This is a genomic window from Longitalea arenae (genome assembly GCF_016924755.1).
Classification (GTDB): domain Bacteria; phylum Bacteroidota; class Bacteroidia; order Chitinophagales; family Chitinophagaceae; genus Niastella; species Niastella arenae.
In genome coordinates, this window is record NZ_JAFFJX010000002.1 from 98,872 (window position 1) to 118,567 (window position 19,696).

Annotated in this window: 14 protein-coding genes; 5 read left to right on the forward strand and 9 right to left on the reverse strand. The window is 46.8% G+C overall.

What is annotated here, in order from left to right:
• Window positions 1–4: 4 nt before the first annotated feature.
• Both nusG and uxuA read right to left on the reverse strand, forming a co-directional pair.
• Window positions 5–502, reverse strand: a complete 498-nt coding sequence (nusG, locus tag JT717_RS05435) for a transcription termination/antitermination protein NusG (protein WP_205509190.1) — start codon at window positions 500–502, stop codon at window positions 5–7.
• A gap of 626 nt (window positions 503–1,128) precedes the next feature.
• Complete coding sequence (gene uxuA, locus JT717_RS05440; protein ID WP_205509191.1) at window positions 1,129–2,298, reverse strand: mannonate dehydratase; 1,170 nt, start codon at window positions 2,296–2,298, stop codon at window positions 1,129–1,131.
• Window positions 2,299–2,446: 148 nt separating this feature from the next.
• Here uxuA and JT717_RS05445 point away from each other — a divergent pair, with 148 nt between their 5' ends.
• The 5 genes from JT717_RS05445 (at window position 2,447) to JT717_RS05465 (ending at window position 7,936) form a co-directional block, all read left to right on the forward strand.
• Window positions 2,447–3,472 carry a LacI family DNA-binding transcriptional regulator gene (locus JT717_RS05445; RefSeq protein ID WP_205509192.1) on the forward strand — a complete coding sequence of 342 codons (1,026 nt, stop codon included), beginning with the start codon at window positions 2,447–2,449 and terminating at the stop codon, window positions 3,470–3,472.
• A 91-nt stretch (window positions 3,473–3,563) separates the two neighbouring features.
• Window positions 3,564–4,376: a rhomboid family protein gene (locus tag JT717_RS05450; protein ID WP_205509193.1), complete on the forward strand. Its 813-nt coding sequence runs from the start codon at window positions 3,564–3,566 to the stop codon at window positions 4,374–4,376.
• 33 nt (window positions 4,377–4,409) lie between these two features.
• Window positions 4,410–5,366: an alpha/beta hydrolase gene (locus tag JT717_RS05455; RefSeq protein WP_205509194.1), complete on the forward strand. Its 957-nt coding sequence runs from the start codon at window positions 4,410–4,412 to the stop codon at window positions 5,364–5,366.
• Window positions 5,367–5,520: 154 nt separating this feature from the next.
• Window positions 5,521–6,393 (forward strand): AraC family transcriptional regulator, encoded by an 873-nt coding sequence (locus tag JT717_RS05460; protein WP_205509195.1) that lies wholly within the window; start codon window positions 5,521–5,523, stop codon window positions 6,391–6,393.
• Window positions 6,394–6,406: 13 nt separating this feature from the next.
• Entirely contained in the window at window positions 6,407–7,936 is a 1,530-nt protein-coding gene (locus JT717_RS05465; protein WP_205509196.1) for a hypothetical protein, read from the forward strand.
• A gap of 120 nt (window positions 7,937–8,056) precedes the next feature.
• On the opposite strand, the gene JT717_RS05470 is transcribed toward JT717_RS05465, so the two are convergent.
• The 7 genes from JT717_RS05470 to JT717_RS05500 form a co-directional block, all read right to left on the reverse strand.
• On the reverse strand, window positions 8,057–8,668 hold the full coding sequence (locus JT717_RS05470) for a NanQ anomerase/TabA/YiaL family protein (RefSeq protein ID WP_205509197.1): 612 nt from the start codon (window positions 8,666–8,668) through the stop codon (window positions 8,057–8,059).
• A gap of 144 nt (window positions 8,669–8,812) precedes the next feature.
• The gene (locus JT717_RS05475) at window positions 8,813–10,237 is read right to left on the reverse strand and encodes an alpha-L-fucosidase (protein ID WP_205509198.1); all 1,425 of its coding nucleotides are present in this window, start codon (window positions 10,235–10,237) and stop codon (window positions 8,813–8,815) included.
• A 191-nt stretch (window positions 10,238–10,428) separates the two neighbouring features.
• On the reverse strand, window positions 10,429–11,604 hold the full coding sequence (locus tag JT717_RS05480; protein ID WP_205509199.1) for a glycoside hydrolase family 88 protein: 1,176 nt from the start codon (window positions 11,602–11,604) through the stop codon (window positions 10,429–10,431).
• An 84-nt stretch (window positions 11,605–11,688) separates the two neighbouring features.
• Window positions 11,689–13,560 (reverse strand): alpha-L-fucosidase, encoded by a 1,872-nt coding sequence (locus JT717_RS05485; RefSeq protein WP_205509200.1) that lies wholly within the window; start codon window positions 13,558–13,560, stop codon window positions 11,689–11,691.
• A 75-nt stretch (window positions 13,561–13,635) separates the two neighbouring features.
• Window positions 13,636–14,829 carry an alginate lyase family protein gene (locus JT717_RS05490; RefSeq protein ID WP_205509201.1) on the reverse strand — a complete coding sequence of 398 codons (1,194 nt, stop codon included), beginning with the start codon at window positions 14,827–14,829 and terminating at the stop codon, window positions 13,636–13,638.
• 77 nt (window positions 14,830–14,906) lie between these two features.
• Window positions 14,907–17,054, reverse strand: a complete 2,148-nt coding sequence (locus JT717_RS05495; RefSeq protein WP_205509202.1) for a glycoside hydrolase family 31 protein — start codon at window positions 17,052–17,054, stop codon at window positions 14,907–14,909.
• Window positions 17,055–17,082: 28 nt separating this feature from the next.
• Window positions 17,083–19,662 (reverse strand): glycoside hydrolase family 95 protein, encoded by a 2,580-nt coding sequence (locus JT717_RS05500; RefSeq protein ID WP_205509203.1) that lies wholly within the window; start codon window positions 19,660–19,662, stop codon window positions 17,083–17,085.
• Window positions 19,663–19,696: the final 34 nt, after the last annotated feature.

The following is a 19,696-nucleotide window of genomic DNA, read 5'->3' on the forward strand; positions in this document are numbered from 1 at the left end:
ATTGTTACGACCCCTTTGTCAGGTTGCTTTTATCTATAGCCACCAGCGCAAATCCCAACGAAGGTAACATCACTTTAACTAATCTGTTGTTCACTTCCATCACCTGACCCTTTTGTTGCATTAAAGGGCCATTGATTATCGTCACCTCATCATTTATATTAACATCGATCCGCTCTACCTGTATATTTTCATAATCTTTCAGGAACTGCTTTACGGCCTCAATTTCTTCGTCCCTGATAATGGCCGGCTTACCCTGAAAGGTTACAAAACCCAGCACGCCATCGGTTTGCAAAACCGGGATATGGGCCTTGGGCGCCAATCTTACCATTACATAGGATTTAAACAGGGGTTCCAGAATGATCTTTTTCCGGTCGCTCCAGTTCCGCTCACTCTTCTGCAAAGGACAATAGTTCTCAATTTCTTTTATCTCCAGCAACTCAGCCACTTTCTTCTCCCAGCGCGGCCGGGTATATAAGGCGTACCAACGTAAATCTGTATTCATACTCCTAGCTACTATTTTATTTCCACTTCCAGCGCAAAGCTCCCGCTTCCCTCAGTCACATCTTTACTGAGAATCAAAAAATTACAAAGCAACAAATCAGTTATACAATATCCAGATCACTATCTTTTCTTCGTTCGTCACGAGGAATATCAGATCGTAATAGGCTATTGAGGTCCAATAAAGCAAAAACGGTACACAAGTAAATAGTAAACCAGAGGCTATTCGAAAGGATTGGTTCAGAGGCTTTCGAAGGAAATCGGGGCCTTTGGGGTGATTCGAAAGGAAAATCGGGTAACGACCGGTAATTCTAGAGGATGTTGGACGATCAGAGGTTAATGAAGTCGCCCAAAAGTAGGTAGTTTTTTGGTATTATGCAATATCAGCCGTTGATTTTTATATACCCTAATGTGGTAATAAACAAAATACCCACTTGTCTTAAAACCAGCGTAATTGCCTGGTACACACATCGTATAAGCTACATTGTAGTTTTCACACGAACTAACTTATCGTATTATATACAGCCCCTTTACATAATTACTTAATAATAATACAAACTGAAACAACCTTTTCCAAAGCAGCTGGCTTCAGAAAAGGTTGTTCGCTGTTAGTAAACCTTTATTTCTATGTTACTTCATCGATCTGTTGATGCCCATTTCTAGGCCACGCAATTCGGCCAGCCCACGTAAACGCCCGATCGCCGAATAACCGGGATTGGTCTTTTTATGCAGGTCGTCGAGCATCTGGTGACCATGGTCGGGGCGCATTGCCAAATTCACCTTCCTTTGCTGCATTACGGTTACCAGGTTCTTCACCACACTGTACATATCCACATCACCTTCCAAATGGTTGGCTTCATAAAAATTGCCATCGGCATCGCGCTGGGTGCTGCGCAGGTGTATGAAGTTGATACGGTTGCCAAATTGCAACACCATGGCGGGCAGGTCGTTATCGGCCCGAACACCAAAAGAACCGGTGCAGAAGCAAAGCCCATTGCTGGCATTGGGCACCGCGTCGAACAACTGCTGAACATGCTGCGCAGTGCTTACTACCCGTGGCAATCCAAAGATGGCATATGGCGGATCGTCGGGGTGAACCACCAGTTTAACCCCTACCTCATCGGCCACCGGCGCTACTGCCTGCAGGAATTCGATCAGGTGCTGCTGCAATTTTTTCGCATCAATCCCGGCATAGGTATCCAGGGCTGCCTGGAATTGCTGCAGGGTGAAACTTTCTTCGCTGCCCGGCAGACCGGCAATAATATTCCGCTGTAACAATTTCTTTTCATCCTCTGACATGGCCGCCAGGCGTTCCCGGGCTTTGGCCAGCTCGGCAGCTGTGTAATTTTTTTCTGCTCCGGGTCTTTTTAACATGTAAACGTCAAAAGCTACCATGGCCGCTTTTTCGAACCGGAGTGCTTTGCTGCCATCTTCAACCGTGTATGCCAGGTCGGTACGGGTCCAGTCGAGCACGGGCATAAAGTTATAAGTCACCACATAAATACCGCAGGCCGCCAGGTTGCGGATGCTTTCGCAGTAATTGGCAATATATTGCTTGTATGACCCTTTTTGCGTTTTGATATCTTCATGCACAGGAACACTTTCCACCACTGACCAGGTTAAACCTGCTTCTTCAATAACCTGCTTTCGTTTCAGGATCTCTTCTTTTGTCCATACGGTTCCATTAGGCACATGGTGTAGCGCCGACACAACACCTGTACAACCAGCCTGCCTGATATCGGCCAGGCTTACCGGGTCGGAAGGGCCGAACCAGCGCATTGTTTGTTCAAATTGGTACATAAAGTAATTGTTTATAACACTTTTTCGCAAGGATACAATTTGTATGGATAGAATACACAAATTCCTGTTTCAAATTCTTTGCAAACGATTTCGAAAAATCTTGCAAAAATAGCCCGTAATTCTTAATCTTTGCGGGGGACGCTCCTATATGGATCAAGTGAATTTAAAGAAACTGGCGAAAGAATTGAATCTGGCCGTATCAACGGTTAGCCGCGCTTTGCGGGACAGTCATGAAATCAGTCCGCAAACCAAAGAACGGGTGCGCGAGTTGGCGCTGAAGCTGGGATTTCAACCAAATCCGCATGCCAGCAGCTTACGCCAGAATAAAAGCAAGACCATCGCTGTTATTATTCCGGAAATTGAAAACAATTTTTTCTCCCAGGTCATCAATGGTATTGAATCGGTAACCCCCAGCAAAGGTTACCATGTACTTATTTATCTCACCCATGAAGATTACAATAAGGAAAGGGATATTCTGCAATTGCTGCGGAATGGCCGGGTAGATGGTATAATGATCTCCGTATCGAATAGCACCACCAACACCGATCATATTGATGCCTGGCGGCAGGCCGGTATTCCGCTGGTACTGTTCGACCGTACCTGCGAAGAGCTCGATGTGCCCAACATTATGACCAACGATGCCGAAATGGCGTTCAAAGCAACGGAGCATTTATTAAAAAGAGGTTGCAAACAGATCGCCTTTTTGGGAATGGCGGGCAACTTATCCATTTCGAATCGCCGCAAAGCCGGCTATCTTTCTGCGCTGGAAAAATACAAGGTAGCGGCGCCGCCGCAGATCGTAGAACTAGCTACCAAAGATTATACTAACCGCGAAATCCTGAACGAGCTCTTCCGGCGTCAGCCGCGGCCCGATGGTGTATTTGCTGCAATTGAGAAATTTGCCGTTAATACCTATGAAGTATGTAAAGAACTGAATTTACATATTCCGCGTGAAGTGAAAGTGATCAGTTTTTCGAACCTACAGGCAGCCGCCCTTTTTGATCCGGCGCTTTCAACGATTATTCAACCGGCTTATGATATCGGGCGCGAAGCAGCCAATATTTTATTCAAGATCATAGAGAAAAAAATGTTGATGCCTTATGAGAAAAGAATGATCCTGCCCTCGCAATTGATGGAGCGGGCATCAACGGCTATAAACAGTGAGCGCTTGTAGGCAGCCATTTGTACAGCGAAGGGTCCGTATTTAACAAATATTTGCAACTTTCTATTATCGTTAGTATGTTTATTATAAGGAACTTATTTACATGTCACCGCTTAGTATCATACTCATATTAGTTACAGGATTCGTTTCTTACCGGGGATTCAAAGATCATTTCTTCTTTGGGAAATACGAATTTGGGGTCGATAAGGTTCGCCTGTACAAAGATTATAAACGCCTGGTCACATCGGGCTTTTTGCATGTAAACTGGATGCACCTTATCTTCAACATGCTCGGCCTCTTTTTTTTTGCGGGCTCACTGATCTTCATACTTAAACCCTGGGGATTTTTACTGGTATATTTTGCAAGCCTTATTGGCGGCAACCTGCTTTCATTGCTTGTGTATAAGAACCAGGGCGATTATACATCGGTTGGCGCATCAGGTGCGGTGAACGGCGCCATCTTCGCCACCATTGCGCTGGAGCCCAATATCAGCATCATGTTCCTGCCGGGTTGGTTGTTCGGCCTGCTGTATATTGGTCTTACTATCTGGGGCGTTCGTTCAAAAAGAGATAATATCGGTCACGAAGCGCATCTTGGCGGCGCCATCATCGGTATGCTGGTGGCTATTGCCCTTCGCCCCGAGGCGCTGATCGATAATTGGCCAACCATTTTGATCATTGCCGTGCCTACCCTGGTATTCATTTATATCATTATTACCCGGCCCCACCTGTTGCTGATAGATAACCTGTTTTTCAAAAGGCATACCGATCATTACTCCATCGATCATAAATACAACGAGAGCAGAAGCTCACAGCAGCAGGAAATTGATAAAATACTCGACAAAATAAGCAAGCGGGGAATAAACAGCCTGAGCCAGAAGGAAAAACAAATGCTGAGGGACTTCAGTAAGAAATAACCGAACTTTACGCACACACGCTCAAACTGGATTATGAAGAAAGCATGGCTCCCGATGATCGTTCTCCTGCTACTGAATGTTTCCTTAATGGCAGCGGACAATGATACCAGTTTTACTGAATCAACCGTAGTACTGCATACGGCCAATGGAGATATTAGCGGCACCCTTACCCTTCCGGTTAGCCGGCCATCGGGTATGCCTGTGGCATTGATCATTGCGGGTTCCGGGCCTACCGATCGCAATGGCAATAATCCCATGATGAAGAATGAAAGCCTGCAAAAACTGGCGCATGCACTGGCCCTGAACAACATCGCCTCCCTGCGATTCGATAAAAGAGGCATCGGCGACAGCAAAAGCGCCGCGAAAAGCGAAGCAGACCTGCGGTTCGAAGATTATATCAATGATGCACGTGGCTGGATCGCTTTATTAAAAAAAGATGCCCGCTTTAAAAAAGTGTTTGTAGCCGGTCACAGTGAAGGATCACTGATCGGGATGATCGCTGCGTTAAATATGGCGGATGGCTTCATTTCCATTTCCGGTGCCGGCAGATCGGCCGATAAGATCCTGAAAGAACAATTAGCCAATCAACCACCGGCGGTAAAAGATCCGTCTTTCCCGATTATTGACAGTTTAGCCATGGGAAAAACAGTTGACAGTATACCCAAGATCCTGTTTGCTTTTTTCAGGCCCAGCGTACAACCTTATATGATCTCCTGGTTTCATTATGACCCGCAGACCGAGATCAAAAAACTTACCGTTCCGGTTTTAATTCTCCAGGGCACCAATGACCTGCAGGTGACGGTTGAAGATGCCAACCTGCTGGCAAGATCTAATACAAAAGCGCAGCTGGCACTCATTAAGAACATGAATCATATTTTCAGGATCGTAGAGGGCGACCGAAGGGAGAACCTGGCAACTTATATAACGCCCACGCTGCCCATCAGCGATGAACTGGTTAATACGATAGCGGCATTTGTGAATAAACATTGACCGGCCCCGGGAACCAAACCACCACCAGTAAGTGTAGAATGTACATATGTTACGGAAACGTTAGCGTAACTTTTTTACGATAGGCCTGAAAGTTAAGCTAAATTACCTCTGATTGTAGTTTTTATTGCCATTTGAAGTAAAAGTAGCTTAATACATGAGGCCGCAGCTTTTAAAAGTATCAAAAGAGATCCGCCATTCGTTCAGCGTTCGGCAGGACCTGGTTCCTTACATCAATAACCGCTGGCATTATCACCAGGAGGTGGAGTTGATCCACTTTAAAAAGGGAGAAGGAACCCAGTTTGTGGGAGACAGTATCAGACATTTTAAACACGGGGACGTAGTGCTGGTAGGTTCAGGCCTGCCTCATTACTGGCGTTTTCACGATGCGTTTTTCGATGAACATGAAGCGGCAACCGTAGATATCCGGGTATGTCACTTCTGTGAAAATTTCTGGGGAGAACAATTTCTGCAGCTCCCGGAGAACATTAAAATTAAAAATATACTCGAAAAAGCGAAGCGTGGTTTACAAATAACCGGTAAAACCCGCCATGTAGTGGCAGAATTCCTCGATGTGCTCCTGAATACTGAAGGACCCCACCGCATCATGTTGCTTACCCAGGCCTTAACGGCTATTGCAGAAAGTGACCAATTACAACCTTTATCATCCATCGGTTTCAAACACGAACTGCCCGAGAACGAAAATGACCGTATAAACGCCATTTACGACTTTTCTTTAAAGAATTTTAAACGGCCGATCCAGCTGGATGAGATCGCATCGGTGGCGAATATCAGCCCCAACTCGTTCTGCCGGTACTTTAAGTCAAAAACAAGCAAGACCTTTTCACAATTCCTCATAGAAGTACGGGTAGGGTATGCCTGTAAACTGCTGATAGAAAACAAAATGAGCATTAAACAGCTCTGTTTTGAAAGCGGATTCAATAATTTCACCAGTTTTCATAAGTATTTCAAACTAATTACTGGCAAAAGTCCGTTAAACTATCAGAAAGAATTTATTCAAAAACAGTAGTACCCTGATTGCTATGACCCAACCCATACGCCAGTTTTTGCTAGCGGGATCGCTTATTGCATTGACTGTAGGATTTCAACCAGCCACCACGCCGTGGAAATCGAAGTTTCTTACCGTAAATCCCCAGGGAACAATACTATACCATCCTGATGAAAAAGGGAATACAATTCCCGATTTCAGCCGGGTGGGTTATTACCAGGGGGACCGGCCGATACCGAATGTACCGGTTGTAATGACCGTTTCACCAGCTGATACCAGCAGCCAGGCGATCATTCAAAACGCCATTAATGAAGTGGCGAAAAGAACGCCTGACAAAAATGGTTTCCGGGGCGCCATCCTGTTGAAAAAGGGAACCTATAAAATACCTGGCACTATTTATATTACTACCAGTGGTATTGTACTGCGCGGTGAAGGCGATGGTGAGCATGGCACCCGGCTTATTGCCACCGGGAATACGCAGCGTTCACTAATAGAAGTGATGGGCGATGGCTGGTTAGAAGAAATTCCGGGAACGCGGGCCATTATCACAGATGCTTATGTGCCCACCGGCGCTACCTCTTTCCATGTAGAATCAACCGCCAAATTCAAAGTGGGCGATAAAATAGTGCTGCTGCGTCCTGGCACCGATGCCTGGATAAAAGACCTGAAAATGGATGTCATTGCCGCCAGAAGCGGTACCAAACAATGGCAGCCCGGCGAGTATGAATTATACTATGAGCGGGTGATCACCAAAATAAAGGACAACACCATTTTTATAGAGAACCCGGTAATGATGGCGCTTGAAAAAAAATACGGCGGGGGCTCCATCTTTAAATACGATTTTGAATGGCGTATTTCGAACGTGGGTATTGAACATTTGCGTTGCGAATCAACCTACGCCAGTGATACCGCTGAGGATCATGGCTGGACAGCCATTCAGATCAATAAGATCGAAAATGGCTGGGTGCGCAATGTAACCTCCCGCTATTTTGGCTTTGGCTGTGTTCACCTCGAAGCACTGGCCAAAAATATTACAGTCACCAACAGCCGTTGTCTCGATGCCAAATCAAAGATCACAGGTGGCCGCCGTTACTCATTCAATAATGACGGACAGCAAAACCTGATCATGAACTGTTACAGTACTGAAGGACGCCACGATTATGTGACCGGCGCCCGCGTTTGTGGCCCCAATGTATTTTATAATTGCACGGCTAAAAATACCCATGCCGATATAGGACCGCATCATCGCTGGGCTTCGGGCACCCTTTACGATAATATTGTCACTGATGGTGAAATAAATGTGCAGGACCGGGGCAACTGGGGCAGTGGCCATGGCTGGGCGGGCGTTACGCAAATTCTTTGGAATTGCACCGCCAAAAGGGCGGCTGTGCAAAGCCCCTGGGCCAATGGAAAAAATTATTGCATCGGCTTGAAAGGTGGAAAATATGCCGGCCGTTTAACCGGAAGACCAGATGGTGAATGGGAAGGCCAGAATAAACAGGGACTGCAACCCGGCTCATTATTTTTGGCACAACTGAAAGCGCGGAAAGCCATGAAGAAATAGACAATAGACAATTGGCAATAGGCAAATTAAAAAGGGTGAATCACTCCATTATAGTGATCCACCCTTTTTAGTTATTAAGTTATTAAGTTCTTTGGTTTAGTATTTAAACTCAATAACTTATTAACTGGCAGCTCTTACCTTAATAACGATCTTCTTCACCACCTTATTCCCTCCCGGCGTAATGTTCGGCCTATGCGCTTCACCGGGGAAAAAGATGATAAAACTGCCTGCAGGTAATGTATAGAATTTTCCTGGCGCGGTATAATTGGCCACATCCTTCTTTTCATCATAGGGCCTGGTAATGGAAGTAACTTGCGCTACCGGCCACTTGCCCATTTTCTCTTCGCCAACAATAATACACTGTACATCGATATATTTCTGATGTGATTCCCAACCCGTTTTATCAAAATCCTTACCCGGTTCTTCCGTCACTGATGCAAAGACATTATCCCGATCGATCGCATATTTTCCTTTGGCAATGGTTTGCAGGTTCTGCTCTTTCAAAAAAGCAAAGGCTTTATCCCAGTAGGTTTTATTGATGCGGTATTGGCGGGCAAACACTTCCTTATCGATCGATTTATGCGGTATGAGCCGAACGCCATTCAACCATTCCTTTTTCTTAAACCATTTGGCCGCTTTTGATTTAGTGATCGCCGTATCGGCAGCCTGCGCATAAACAGCGGGTGCAGCAGCAAAAGTCAAAAGAACAGCAAAAACCAGGGCTTTTTTCATTTGATAATATTAGGTCCCATAAATATAAGCAAATGTGCCATCCACCTGTTGGCGAATGGCACATTTTCGGCTGACCTTTCCCAATCACTTAAGCCTGAGAATCGGTTTACGCCCGATAGCGAAGCTTAGCGGTCAATTAGCACATTAAAGACCACTGGTGCCGGTACCGGTAAACTTCTTATCTGGCAGTATTCCTTTCAGCTGCAGTTTTATTACAGAAGCCATCTTATCGGGCGCCTGCTCTGGCAGGGTGATGGCAAGGCCGCTGCCGGAAGACGCTGTTGCCAGTTTTTTGCCCGTAGCCAGTAAGGAAGCTGAGGTAACAGCCTGGCTTACCCCAGGGATCACCAGCTTTTTATCTGCCGGCCAGTTAAACACACTCAGATATAATATAGTATTGCCATTTTGTTCTTTCTTGGTGCAGCGACCCCACGACAAAGGCGCCAGCGGACTGGCCTTAGTGCCATAGATCGCTTCCCCGTTCACTTTCATCCAGGCGCCTACCTGTTGTAATCGCGCAATACTTTCATCGGGAATAGTACCATCGGCTTTGGGGCCAATATTCAATAAATAATTACCGCCTTTGGAAGCAATATCTATCAGGTTCCTGATCATAACCTCAGCACTCTTCCATTCATGATCGTCTCTTTTGTAACCCCAGGTATTGTTCATGGTCATGCAGGTTTCCCAATCCTTGCCATCCAGGTCACCTTCTTTCGGAATCCTTTGCTCGGGCGTTTTATAATCGCCGGGAAAGTTGGGCCGCTTTAACCGGTCGTTGGTAATAATATTTGGTTGCAGGGCCAATAAGGCATTCAGCTTTTCGGCAAATTCATCGGTCATATTGGTTGGCGTATCCCACCACAATATGGCTACATCGCCATAATTGGTAAGCAATTCTTTTACTTGTGGCACGGCTACTTCATCAATGTACTGCGCCATGGTTTTGGTAGTTTGCGCAGGATCCCAGTGACCATTGTTTGCAGCTGTATATGCATCGATGGCGGCAGAATCAGGATTGGCCCAGCCTTCACTGGCCACTTTCCTGGCGGCAGCACCACCGGGATTGGTCCAGTCCTGGGCATGCGAATAATAAAAACCCAACTTCATTCCATACTTGCGGCAGGCTTCTGCCAAAGGCTTCAGCAGGTCTTTACCATAAGGAGTGGCATCTACCATATTCCATTTACTGGCGTTTGATTTAAACAAGGCAAATCCGTCATGGTGTTTGGCCGTGATCACGATATATTTCATGCCGGCGTCTTTGGCTAATTTCACCCAGGCATCGGCATCATATTTAACGGGGTTGAACTCCGCGGCAAACGCCTTGTAATCTTCTACCGGGATTTTTCCCCGGTTCATGATCCATTCCCCAATTCGTTTTATAGGCTGGCCATTGTAATAACCGGCCGGCACTGAATACACACCCCAGTGAATGAACATACCGAAACGGGCTTCGCGCCACCATTCCATCCGCTTATCGCGGCTTACACCTTGTGCGGAAGTTTGTGCAGTAACCGCCTGCCACAAACCACAAAACAACACAATGGCAGAAACAAATCTTTTCATATCAAATCTTTGATTGTTACGTTATTGATGCAACTAACTGAATATTCTCCTTCCTTGTAACGCAGTTTCCGGCATTTTATTCACCTATTTTATCCATCAGCTGGTGGAAAGCGGGTTCAAGTTTTTTTAATACGCAACCCACAATCTGCTGCTGGCCATTATTAACTTTATCAACTTTAATAAATTGTCAACTACTTTTTCTTCAACCGCAACAAAGCTTCCAGGTAATAATAGTCTGCATAGTTCAGCGGCACATCCACCTCACTGTTATGCGGTTTGGAACCGGTACTATGCAAGAGGATAAAACCTTTGTTCTCCCCTATTGGCGAGCGGTAATGGTTGGTAAGGTTTTGCAAAATAGTATTGGCGACCGACAGGTATTCTTTTTTATTCTTGCTGTACTTAGCCAGTTCCAAAAGGCCGGAGGCCAGCACGGCTGCTGCGGATGCATCCCGGGGCTCATTCGGAATACCGGGGGCATTAAAATCGTAATAAGGGATTTTATCCGCCGGTAAATTGGGGTGGTGCAGTATAAATGCAGCAATATTTTCAGCCTGTTTCAGATAGGCCGGATCTTTCGTTTCTCTATAACACATCGTATAACCATAAATGCCCCATGACTGGCCGCGCGACCAGGCCGATTCATGTGCATAGCCCTGGTGTGTATTCTTTTTTACCACCTTGCCGGTTGTTGTATCATAGTCTACAACATGATAAGAGCTATAATCGGGCCGGAAATGATTTTTCATCGTGGTGTTGGCATGACTAACCGCAATCTTATAAAAAGAAGAATCGCCGGTAAGGCGGGTTGCTGCAAACAATAATTCGAGGTTCATCATGTTGTCGATGATCACCGGAAATCCCCATACTTCCTTGTGATGATCCCAGGAGCGGATGCAGCCCACTGTTGAATTGAAACGCGTAGATAGTGTTTTGGCCGACTGAATGATCACCTCTTTATATGCGGCATCTTTGGTAAGTTGGTAGCCGGTGCCATAGCTGCAGTAAATCTTAAAGCCCATATCATGGGTACCGCCATTGAATTTTTCTTTTTCGATCAGGGCCGTAAATGCTGAGGCCTTGGCTTTCCATTCCGGCTTTTTGGTGAACGCATACAAGAACCATAGATCACCGGCAAAAAAGCCGCTGGTCCAGTCGCGTGATTGCACCAGTTTCAAATTTCCGTTTTCCAGGGTGCGGGGCGCTACGAGCTCGGTCTTATTGCCTCTTGCTTCGGCAAAACTGGTGAGCATTACCCGGGTTTGTTTTTCTGCATCGGCAAACACCTGCTTACTGTTCACAGCTTGCGCCTGCACCATTGTTCCTGTAATAAGAAAAGCGAATGTTCCAGAAAGTTTTTTAAGCATCCTATTATATTAAATTTTTAAAAAGTTTATTGAGCCTGTAACCGGGGCGATTGGGCCACAGCTCTGAATCCTCACATCGCTTCTTTACTGCTTACGCTGCAGCTGGATCTCAAGCAGTTTCATGAGCTCCCCTTTATCGATCGACACCGGTTTTATCATCAGTTCATGTATACCTGCCGGTAAGCTGATGGTATCGATCTCCTGCGCTATTACTTTTGTATCTGACCCGCTGCCAATAATTTTTATTTCTTTTGAATAATTGCCGCTTTTTAACAGAAAAGTTCCGCCGTGCCCTTCGCCGGCAAGATATTTCATATTTATGGTAAAGGTAGCTGCCTGTATTGTGCGGAAGGTCCAGCTCAGCCACTGGTCATTCGACCTCCAGTTCTGTACATAATACTTACCCGCTTTACCATCGCCATAACTGAAACGGCCACCATGTAATTGCGCATCAAATGCCAGTAAGCGATGTTCGGGCATATCGGGCGCCAGCACCCGCAAAGAATCTGTTCGTAAAGGTGTTTTTATGGTAAGCGCGATCACGGTCGTAAGCGTATCCGGCATTTTCGCCGGCAGCTTGATCACCAGGTCATTTTCATTTACCCGTGTCGCTGCCAATGATCTCTTACCGTCGAGTAGATATATTTTGTCAGCATTACTCTTCAATCCGCCCACATATAGTTTATTATCCGCAGGCCACTTAAATACATGCAAATAAAGCGTATGGCCTTTCATAGTAGATACGCCCCAGTCTTGCAAAGGGAGCGGACTGGCCGCTGCTTCATAAATACTTTCGCCGTTCTTATGTATCCAGGCTCCAATGCCTTTTAAGATCAGCTGGTCTTTGCTATCGAATGTTCCATCGCCTTTCGGACCAATATTCATTAATAGATTCCCGCCGCGCGACGCTGCTTTGGCCAATAAATGGATAAATGCGCGCACCGGTTTATGACTGTTATCATATTGATGATACCCATACGATTCATTGGTGGTAGGTATCGCTTCCCAATCCCCTGTAACCGGGTAGAACTCCAGTGGCCGGTCGGCCGTATTTTTATAATCGCCAAAACTGATCTCTGCTGTTCGGGCAAGCCGGCCATTCACCACTACTTGCTGATCTACTTCACGGATGGCTTTTAATATGCGGATATTTTCTGATATTGGTAATTTAGAGGGCGTATCGAACCATAAAATGTCCGGATGGTATTTAGTCAACAGCTCTTTGATCTGGGGGATCGCCTTTTCATTCACGTACTTCTGTGCCTTGGGCAATAGCTCAGGATGCGTATTGAACCAGTTGACGGCGCCATGCAATTGTTTGTCGCCACCCGGATTGTTATATTCCCAGTCGTTGCCCGGTGCATCGGGGTGCTCCCAGTCAAACGCATGCGAATAATAAAAGCCAAACTTAATTCCGTATTTACGACAGGCAGCAGATAAGGCCGCCATGGGATCTCGCTTATAAGGCGTCTGTTGCACAATATTAAAGTCAGAGATCTTTGAATCATACATTGCAAACCCATCGTGGTGTTTCGCCGTTATGATCATATATTTCATACCTGCTTGTTTGGCCTGTTTTGCCCAGGCATCGGCATCGAACAATACCGGGTTGAATTGATGTGCCAGGGTCAGGTAATCGGTCCTGGAAATTTTTTCTTTCCGCATCAGGTGTTCAGCATAACCGTCTACTTTTTTTCCTTTCCACTCACCGCCCGGTAATGAATAAATGCCCCAATGGATGAACATCCCGAAGCGGGCCTGCCGCCACCATTGAATGCGGTCGCTGTGGTTCTTCATGGAGGCCGTCCACCAGCCATTCACTGCTTCTTCGATCGCCTGCTGATCGCGCTCCCGGCCGCGATTGAACATTTCTCTATCTTCATCGCCCCCTGCCTGAGAGAAGGCATTTATGGTGACACAAAAGCATATCGATATAAACCAGCTTTGTCGTTTCATATCGCTGTTTTTTTAGAAGCCTACTGCAAAAGCAGCGTTTGAGGTTTTGATTTCGGCGTTTGGGGTTCGGTATTTTTATAACCAGATCAATGGATGGCGTATCGGCAAATTCCTGATCACTTCTTCTACGTTGGGTGTATGATCCAATCTTTTCCAGGTGGCGAACCAATCTTTATTTCCGTATCGATTGGCGCCAAAGACCAGGAAGGGCTGCGCTACCGGCCAGTTGTCCCAATACATTACATCCGGCGTTTTGGGCCATTTGGTTTTATCTGCAATGAAGGGATACAGGTATTCAATGCCTTTGCGGATATTCCTTCCATCAGGTGTTGCGTATGCATAAAGATCATCTTCTTTAGTAGATAGGATCTGGCAGATAGACGTCATGGCATCGAGGTTAAAGATCGAATAGCCATAGGGTTTTGTACGGCGGAGTTCCTGGGGAAAACTGCCGTCAGCAGCCATCTGGTTGGGTAACAAAACGTTTTTATACCGGTCGCGGCAAAAGCGCATCAGTTCTTCATTACCGGTGAACTTTGCAAACGCCGCGGTTTGCATCACCCAGCAGGTACCATGATTGTTGGTGGCATTCATTTCATCTTTGCCGTATTTATGGGTGGTAAGCCATTGCAGGTACTGTTCAAACCAATGGCGGATGGCTAAGAGTAATTGACGGTCCATCGTTTTGGCATTTTCCATTACCAGCAATCCCTGCACTACTTCCATCAACTGAATGGTATCGATGATGCCAATGCCCCGGCCGGTAAACCGGCCTTTGATGGCTTGCGCATATTGCAGGTGAGGATTCATCATGGTGGCCGTATCTACGAACCAGGCCTTACAATGCAGCAGTGCCTGTTTTACATACTTCTCATCTTTAGTGACTTCATAAGCCGAAGCCAGGGCTCCTACGATCTGGCTTAACCGGATCATAGCCTGGCGATGCGCCACGAAATTGCCGGGGTTCGTCATGCCATCGCGTTGGATGTAGGGGCTATCAGGTTGCTGCGGATCTGGCCACCAGTAATCACCTTCAGAAAAAAAATCGTGTTTACCGCCTGCACTGCGGGCCGACGATTGCGCCGTAACCGTAAGCGGTTCCTGCTGCAAAGCCCAGGCAGCTTCTTGCAGTATCTGCCGGCGAAGCGTTTTCATTACCTCGGTTTTATAATCAGCAAAGGGATCCTTCTTATCTATAAGAACAAATGACTGCATTGCATTTGCCAAGGCAAACAGCAGCCAGCAGGCGATCATTTTTTTAAAAATCATAATTAACTTTTTTGAAGCAACCTTGGGCATAATCGCGCTAACCGTGCCGCTGTACAAACCCTGGCACGGTTAGTTATTTATTTGGTCATACATTCAAATGTCACCTTGCCCACCGTGTTTGGCTTTCCTTTCACCGGTGCTGAAATACTGCCTTTCCATTTCCCTGATCTATCTTTCTCTACTATTATTTTCCGCCAGCTATACTCGCCTTTTTCATAATTGAACGTTTCGCCATCATCATCATATAGTAAATAACTAGCAGGCTTTTCACCGTAATGACGAACCGTAAGATCCACTTTCTGACCAGATGCCGGCGCATGTAACAGAGGTTGCATCATGGGAATAATGCCGCCGTCTTTTACAAAAACAGGTATTTTTTCGAGCCCGGGGCTAACTGTGATCACTTCCCCATCACCGGCAAATGCACCGGTATAGAAATCATACCAGCGGCCTTTAGGTAATACCACCTTGCGCGATTGTTGTCCCGCAAACAGGGGCGCTACCAGTAAATAATCGCCGGCCATGTATTGGTCTTTGATCTCTTTAGATACCGCTTCGGCATATGGATTCTCTTCGAGGCTGGTGCTGCCGCTTTCCTTTTTTGTTTCGGCCACAAAACCTTCTTCCAGGTTCATGGCTCTGAAAGGCGGAATACCCTGAAAATGATAACGCGCAAAAGCCGTGTACCAGTAAGGCATCATCTGCATGCGTAATAAAGCCAGCTGCTTTATGGGTTCCGCTACTTCTGCGTAAGACCAGGGCTTGGTGCCACTGGCCCAGGCATTGATCATGGCCATAGGAGAAAATACCACGGTTTGAAAGCGGCGCAGCCATTCTTCCGCCGATTTGGAAGCCCTTGCTTCCGGCGTCCATAATACGCCGGCAAAACCACTGTTAATAAGGGCGGTTATAAAATCTTCGTGATTATAATAATCGTTGTAAATGACATAAGGGAAAGAGGTACCACCAGCATTAGAGGCCCGAACGAGGCCAAAAGTTCTTTTATTCTGCTCCCGAAACAGGTCGGCGCTGTAACGCTGAACCAGCAAACCATAGGTCTGGCGCATTTGCTCGGCCGTTAAACCGGAAGGAAAGGAAGCCACATCGGGCCAGAGGTAATAATCATAGCCATCTACTTCATCGATCTTATACCCGCTTACGCCAATGGCCACCTGGTTCTTTTGTAACTGATCAAAAAATATTTTACGGCCCTCTGGCATCGTAAGGTCTGGCACCAGGCCATTCCACACGGTATGTGAGCCGGTATAAGGAAGGATCGCTTTATAGTTGGGTGCATCCGGCGATACATAGGGGTTTGTCCAGAGATTAACGCGGATATTGTCTTTCAACAGCGCCTGTACAAAACCGGCGGGATCAGGAAAACGGGTGCTGTCCCAGGAAAAGGTGCAGGGATAACTCTTGCTTTGCCAGCCCGGCTCCAGTCCAATAAAATCAAGCGGATAACCTTTCTCCCGGAATGCCGCTACCTCTTTCTTCACATCCTCTGCCGTGTACAAGGTCTTTACCCGTTGCGTGAAACCCAATCCCCAGCGGGGTGGTAAATAACCGCCGCCATTGAACAGGTTAAAACGGCGAACGGCATCCAGCGCGGTGGGACCGCCGAATACGTATACTTCTACCCCGGCAGCGGGCACCAGGATCTCAACCGCATCTGAATACGGCCGCGAACTCCAGCTTTTATCGGTATTCCGGTCTTTGGCAAGCGGCGCATTCTTACTGTCTTTACGCACGGCTGTACCTGCATACACATTCAGGTAGCGGGCGGAATTGATAAAAACGCCATATCCTTTTGAAGAAACATAAAAGGGCGTAGGCGCATGGGTACGGCCGTTATCTTTACCGCCATAGTGATCTACATGCAGCTGTAATATTTTGCCGCGTTGGTGAACGGTTTGGAAATTCAATCCAAAACCATATAACTGTTCTTCTTTTTGTAAAGGAAAGCGCAAATAAGTTTTGCCATCCACCACTTTAAAGGTGATATCGGTCTCTGATAAAGGGAATTTTGCCGGTGTTATCGCGGCTATCGCTTCGCGTACGGGTTCTGCCCCGGATGCTTTCAACAGATCATAACTTTCCGGCACGCCGGCTGTTGCTTTCCAGATGCCTGGTGCGGTTTCCGTCCACACCGGCGCCTGCGCGAAGGCGGGTCTGACCTCAACTATTAGTAAAATAACCAGCAATAATCGTCTTGTATGAATCATATGTATTTTGTTCATGAATGGTGAATGGTCAATGATGAATGGCTTCCTGATCAACCGGCACAATCGTATAACTTTTTCCCTTTTCAGTCTTGAAATCAATAGTATATCTATCCGGAACCCTGAGCTCCGTTAACGTAACACCCGGTTTCTTTTCATAGGGTGGTTTTCCATAGCTTGTATTTAATTCATTGGGATTGGCACCGCTTGCTTTCTTTGATGTCACTTCCATCACCTTCACCGGATGCGGGGCACTTACGCGGCAGGGTCCACCCAAATTAGAAACGATGATAGCCTTTGATAACCTGCCTTCTTTCCATTGCATGTTAACGGTGAAATTACCACGGGCTTTAATGCCGCTGATGGCTCCCTGCTTCCACGCATCGAGTACTGCCGGTAGTAAGGCCAGCTCGCCATTATGGCTCTGCAATAACAGCTCGGTCATGCCGGCTGTGGCCCCAAAGTTGCCATCAATCTGAAATGGCGGATGTGCATCAAACAGATTGGGATAGGTTCCACCGCCACTCATTGCATCCCTCGTCACCGTTGGATCAATATAAGTGAATGCATCGCTTAATATTTTATATGCATGATTGCCGTCCTGCAAACGCGCCCACCAGTTTATTTTCCAGGCCATTGACCAGCCTGTACTCACATCGCCCCTGTGGATCAGCGATTGTTTGGCCGCAGCGGCCAGCTCGGGCGTAGTAACCGGATCGATCTGGCTGCCGGGATAGAGCCCGAATAAATGCGACAAATGACGATGTTTATCTTTGGGATCATCCCAGTCATTATTCCACTCCTGCAACTGGCCATACTGGCCGATATGATAGGGATATAATTTTTCTTTCGCGCGGATCAGCTGCTTGCGGAAGCCTTCATCTGTTTTCAGCAGGCTGCTCGTTTTGATAACCGCTGTGAACAATTCCCGAATGACGCTCATGTCCATGGTAGAAGCCTTGCCCACCTGGTATTCCTTTCCATTGATCTTCATCGTATTTTCTGGCGAAGTAGAGGGATTGGTGACCAAATACCCATTTTTATCAGGCAGCAACCAATGCAGCATGAACTGCGCGGCGCCTTTCATCAGCGGCCAGTTATTTTTCAAAAAGTGTTTATCTCCCGTAAATAAATAATGCTCCCACAAATGTGTACACAACCAGGCCCCCGCCATGGGCCAGCAGCTCCAGCGCGGCATACCCCGCGGGTCCCATTCATAACCACCGGGCGGTGACGTTTTTGCCCACAGGTCTGAATTATGGTGCACTACCCAACCTTCCTTTATATTATAATTCACTTTAGCCGTTTGGGCGCCGTTAACCGCCAGCTCTTTCATAAAATCAAACAATGGCTGATGGCATTCCGGCAAATTCGTATTCTCTGCCAGCCAGTAATTCATCTCGGTGTTGATGTTGGTAGTGTAGTTACTGCCCCATGGTGGTTTCACATGATCGTTCCAGATGCCCTGCAAGTTTGCGGGGCGCGAACCAGGCCGTGAACTGGCGATCAGCAGGTAACGGCCAAACTGATAGTATAACACCTGTAATTGCTGGTCTGTAGGGTTTGATGCATATTGTTTTAACCGCAGATCCACCGGTAACTTAACCAGGTTTGGATCTGTGGCCAGCTTCAGTTCAACCCGTTTAAAAAGCGACTGGTAATCGCTGACATGCGTTGCCTGTAATTGGGAATACGACAATCCGCCTGCTTTATGCATATTGGTTCTCGCTTCCATGGCAGGGTCTTTTCCTGCAAGTCCGGGCGACTTGTCAAATCCATTAAAGCTGGTAGCTTCCGATAAATAAATGATCACTTCATCCGCATCGCTTACCTGCAGTTGATCGCTTTGTTGCTGCACCCGGCCGCCGGTGGTGATGACCCTTACATGCACTTCGAAGTTCATACCTTCGCCTTTGTCTCCTGCAGAATCATATACTACCTGCTGCGGTTCATAGTCCCTGTTAGCTACAAACTTTGGAGCTTTGCCCCGCAGCACCAGGTAATTGGCCGCTGTGGCATTTACTTTATATTTTAATTTACTGGTCAATCCAAGGCTTCCATTGATCGCTCCTGGTTTGTCGGCAGTGATCCGCATCACGAGCACCTTAGCCGGATAACTGATAAAAGTTTCGCGCTGGTAGCTGACCTTGCCTAATGTATAGCGAACAGTAGCTACCGCCTTGTTCAGATCCAGGTCGCGGTAGTAGCTGCCCGGTACTGAATCTTTTACCTGCAAATGCCACCACAGATCGGCCATTGGTAAATACCTTGCTGAATAGGGGCCCTGCATCTTCTTCCATAAAGCAGCCGCCTTTTCATAATCACCTTCATCCACAGCCCGCCGCACCTGCGGTAATACAATGGGGCCATTCGGATTATTACCTGGTTCGGGAGCGCCGGACCATAATGTGGCATCATTTAATTGCAGGCGTTCGGTCACAATGCCACCAAATACCATTGCCCCTGTTCTGCCATTGCCCAATGGCAATGCTTCTTCCCAGGCTATTGCCGGTTTGTTGTACCATAGTTTCAGATCAGGATCGTTAAGCTGCGCAGATAATGCACCGCTCACCAGTTGAAGAAAGCAAAATATCGTTAGATTAAATTTCATCGTTGATTGGTTATTGCCCTATTAGCTGTGGCAG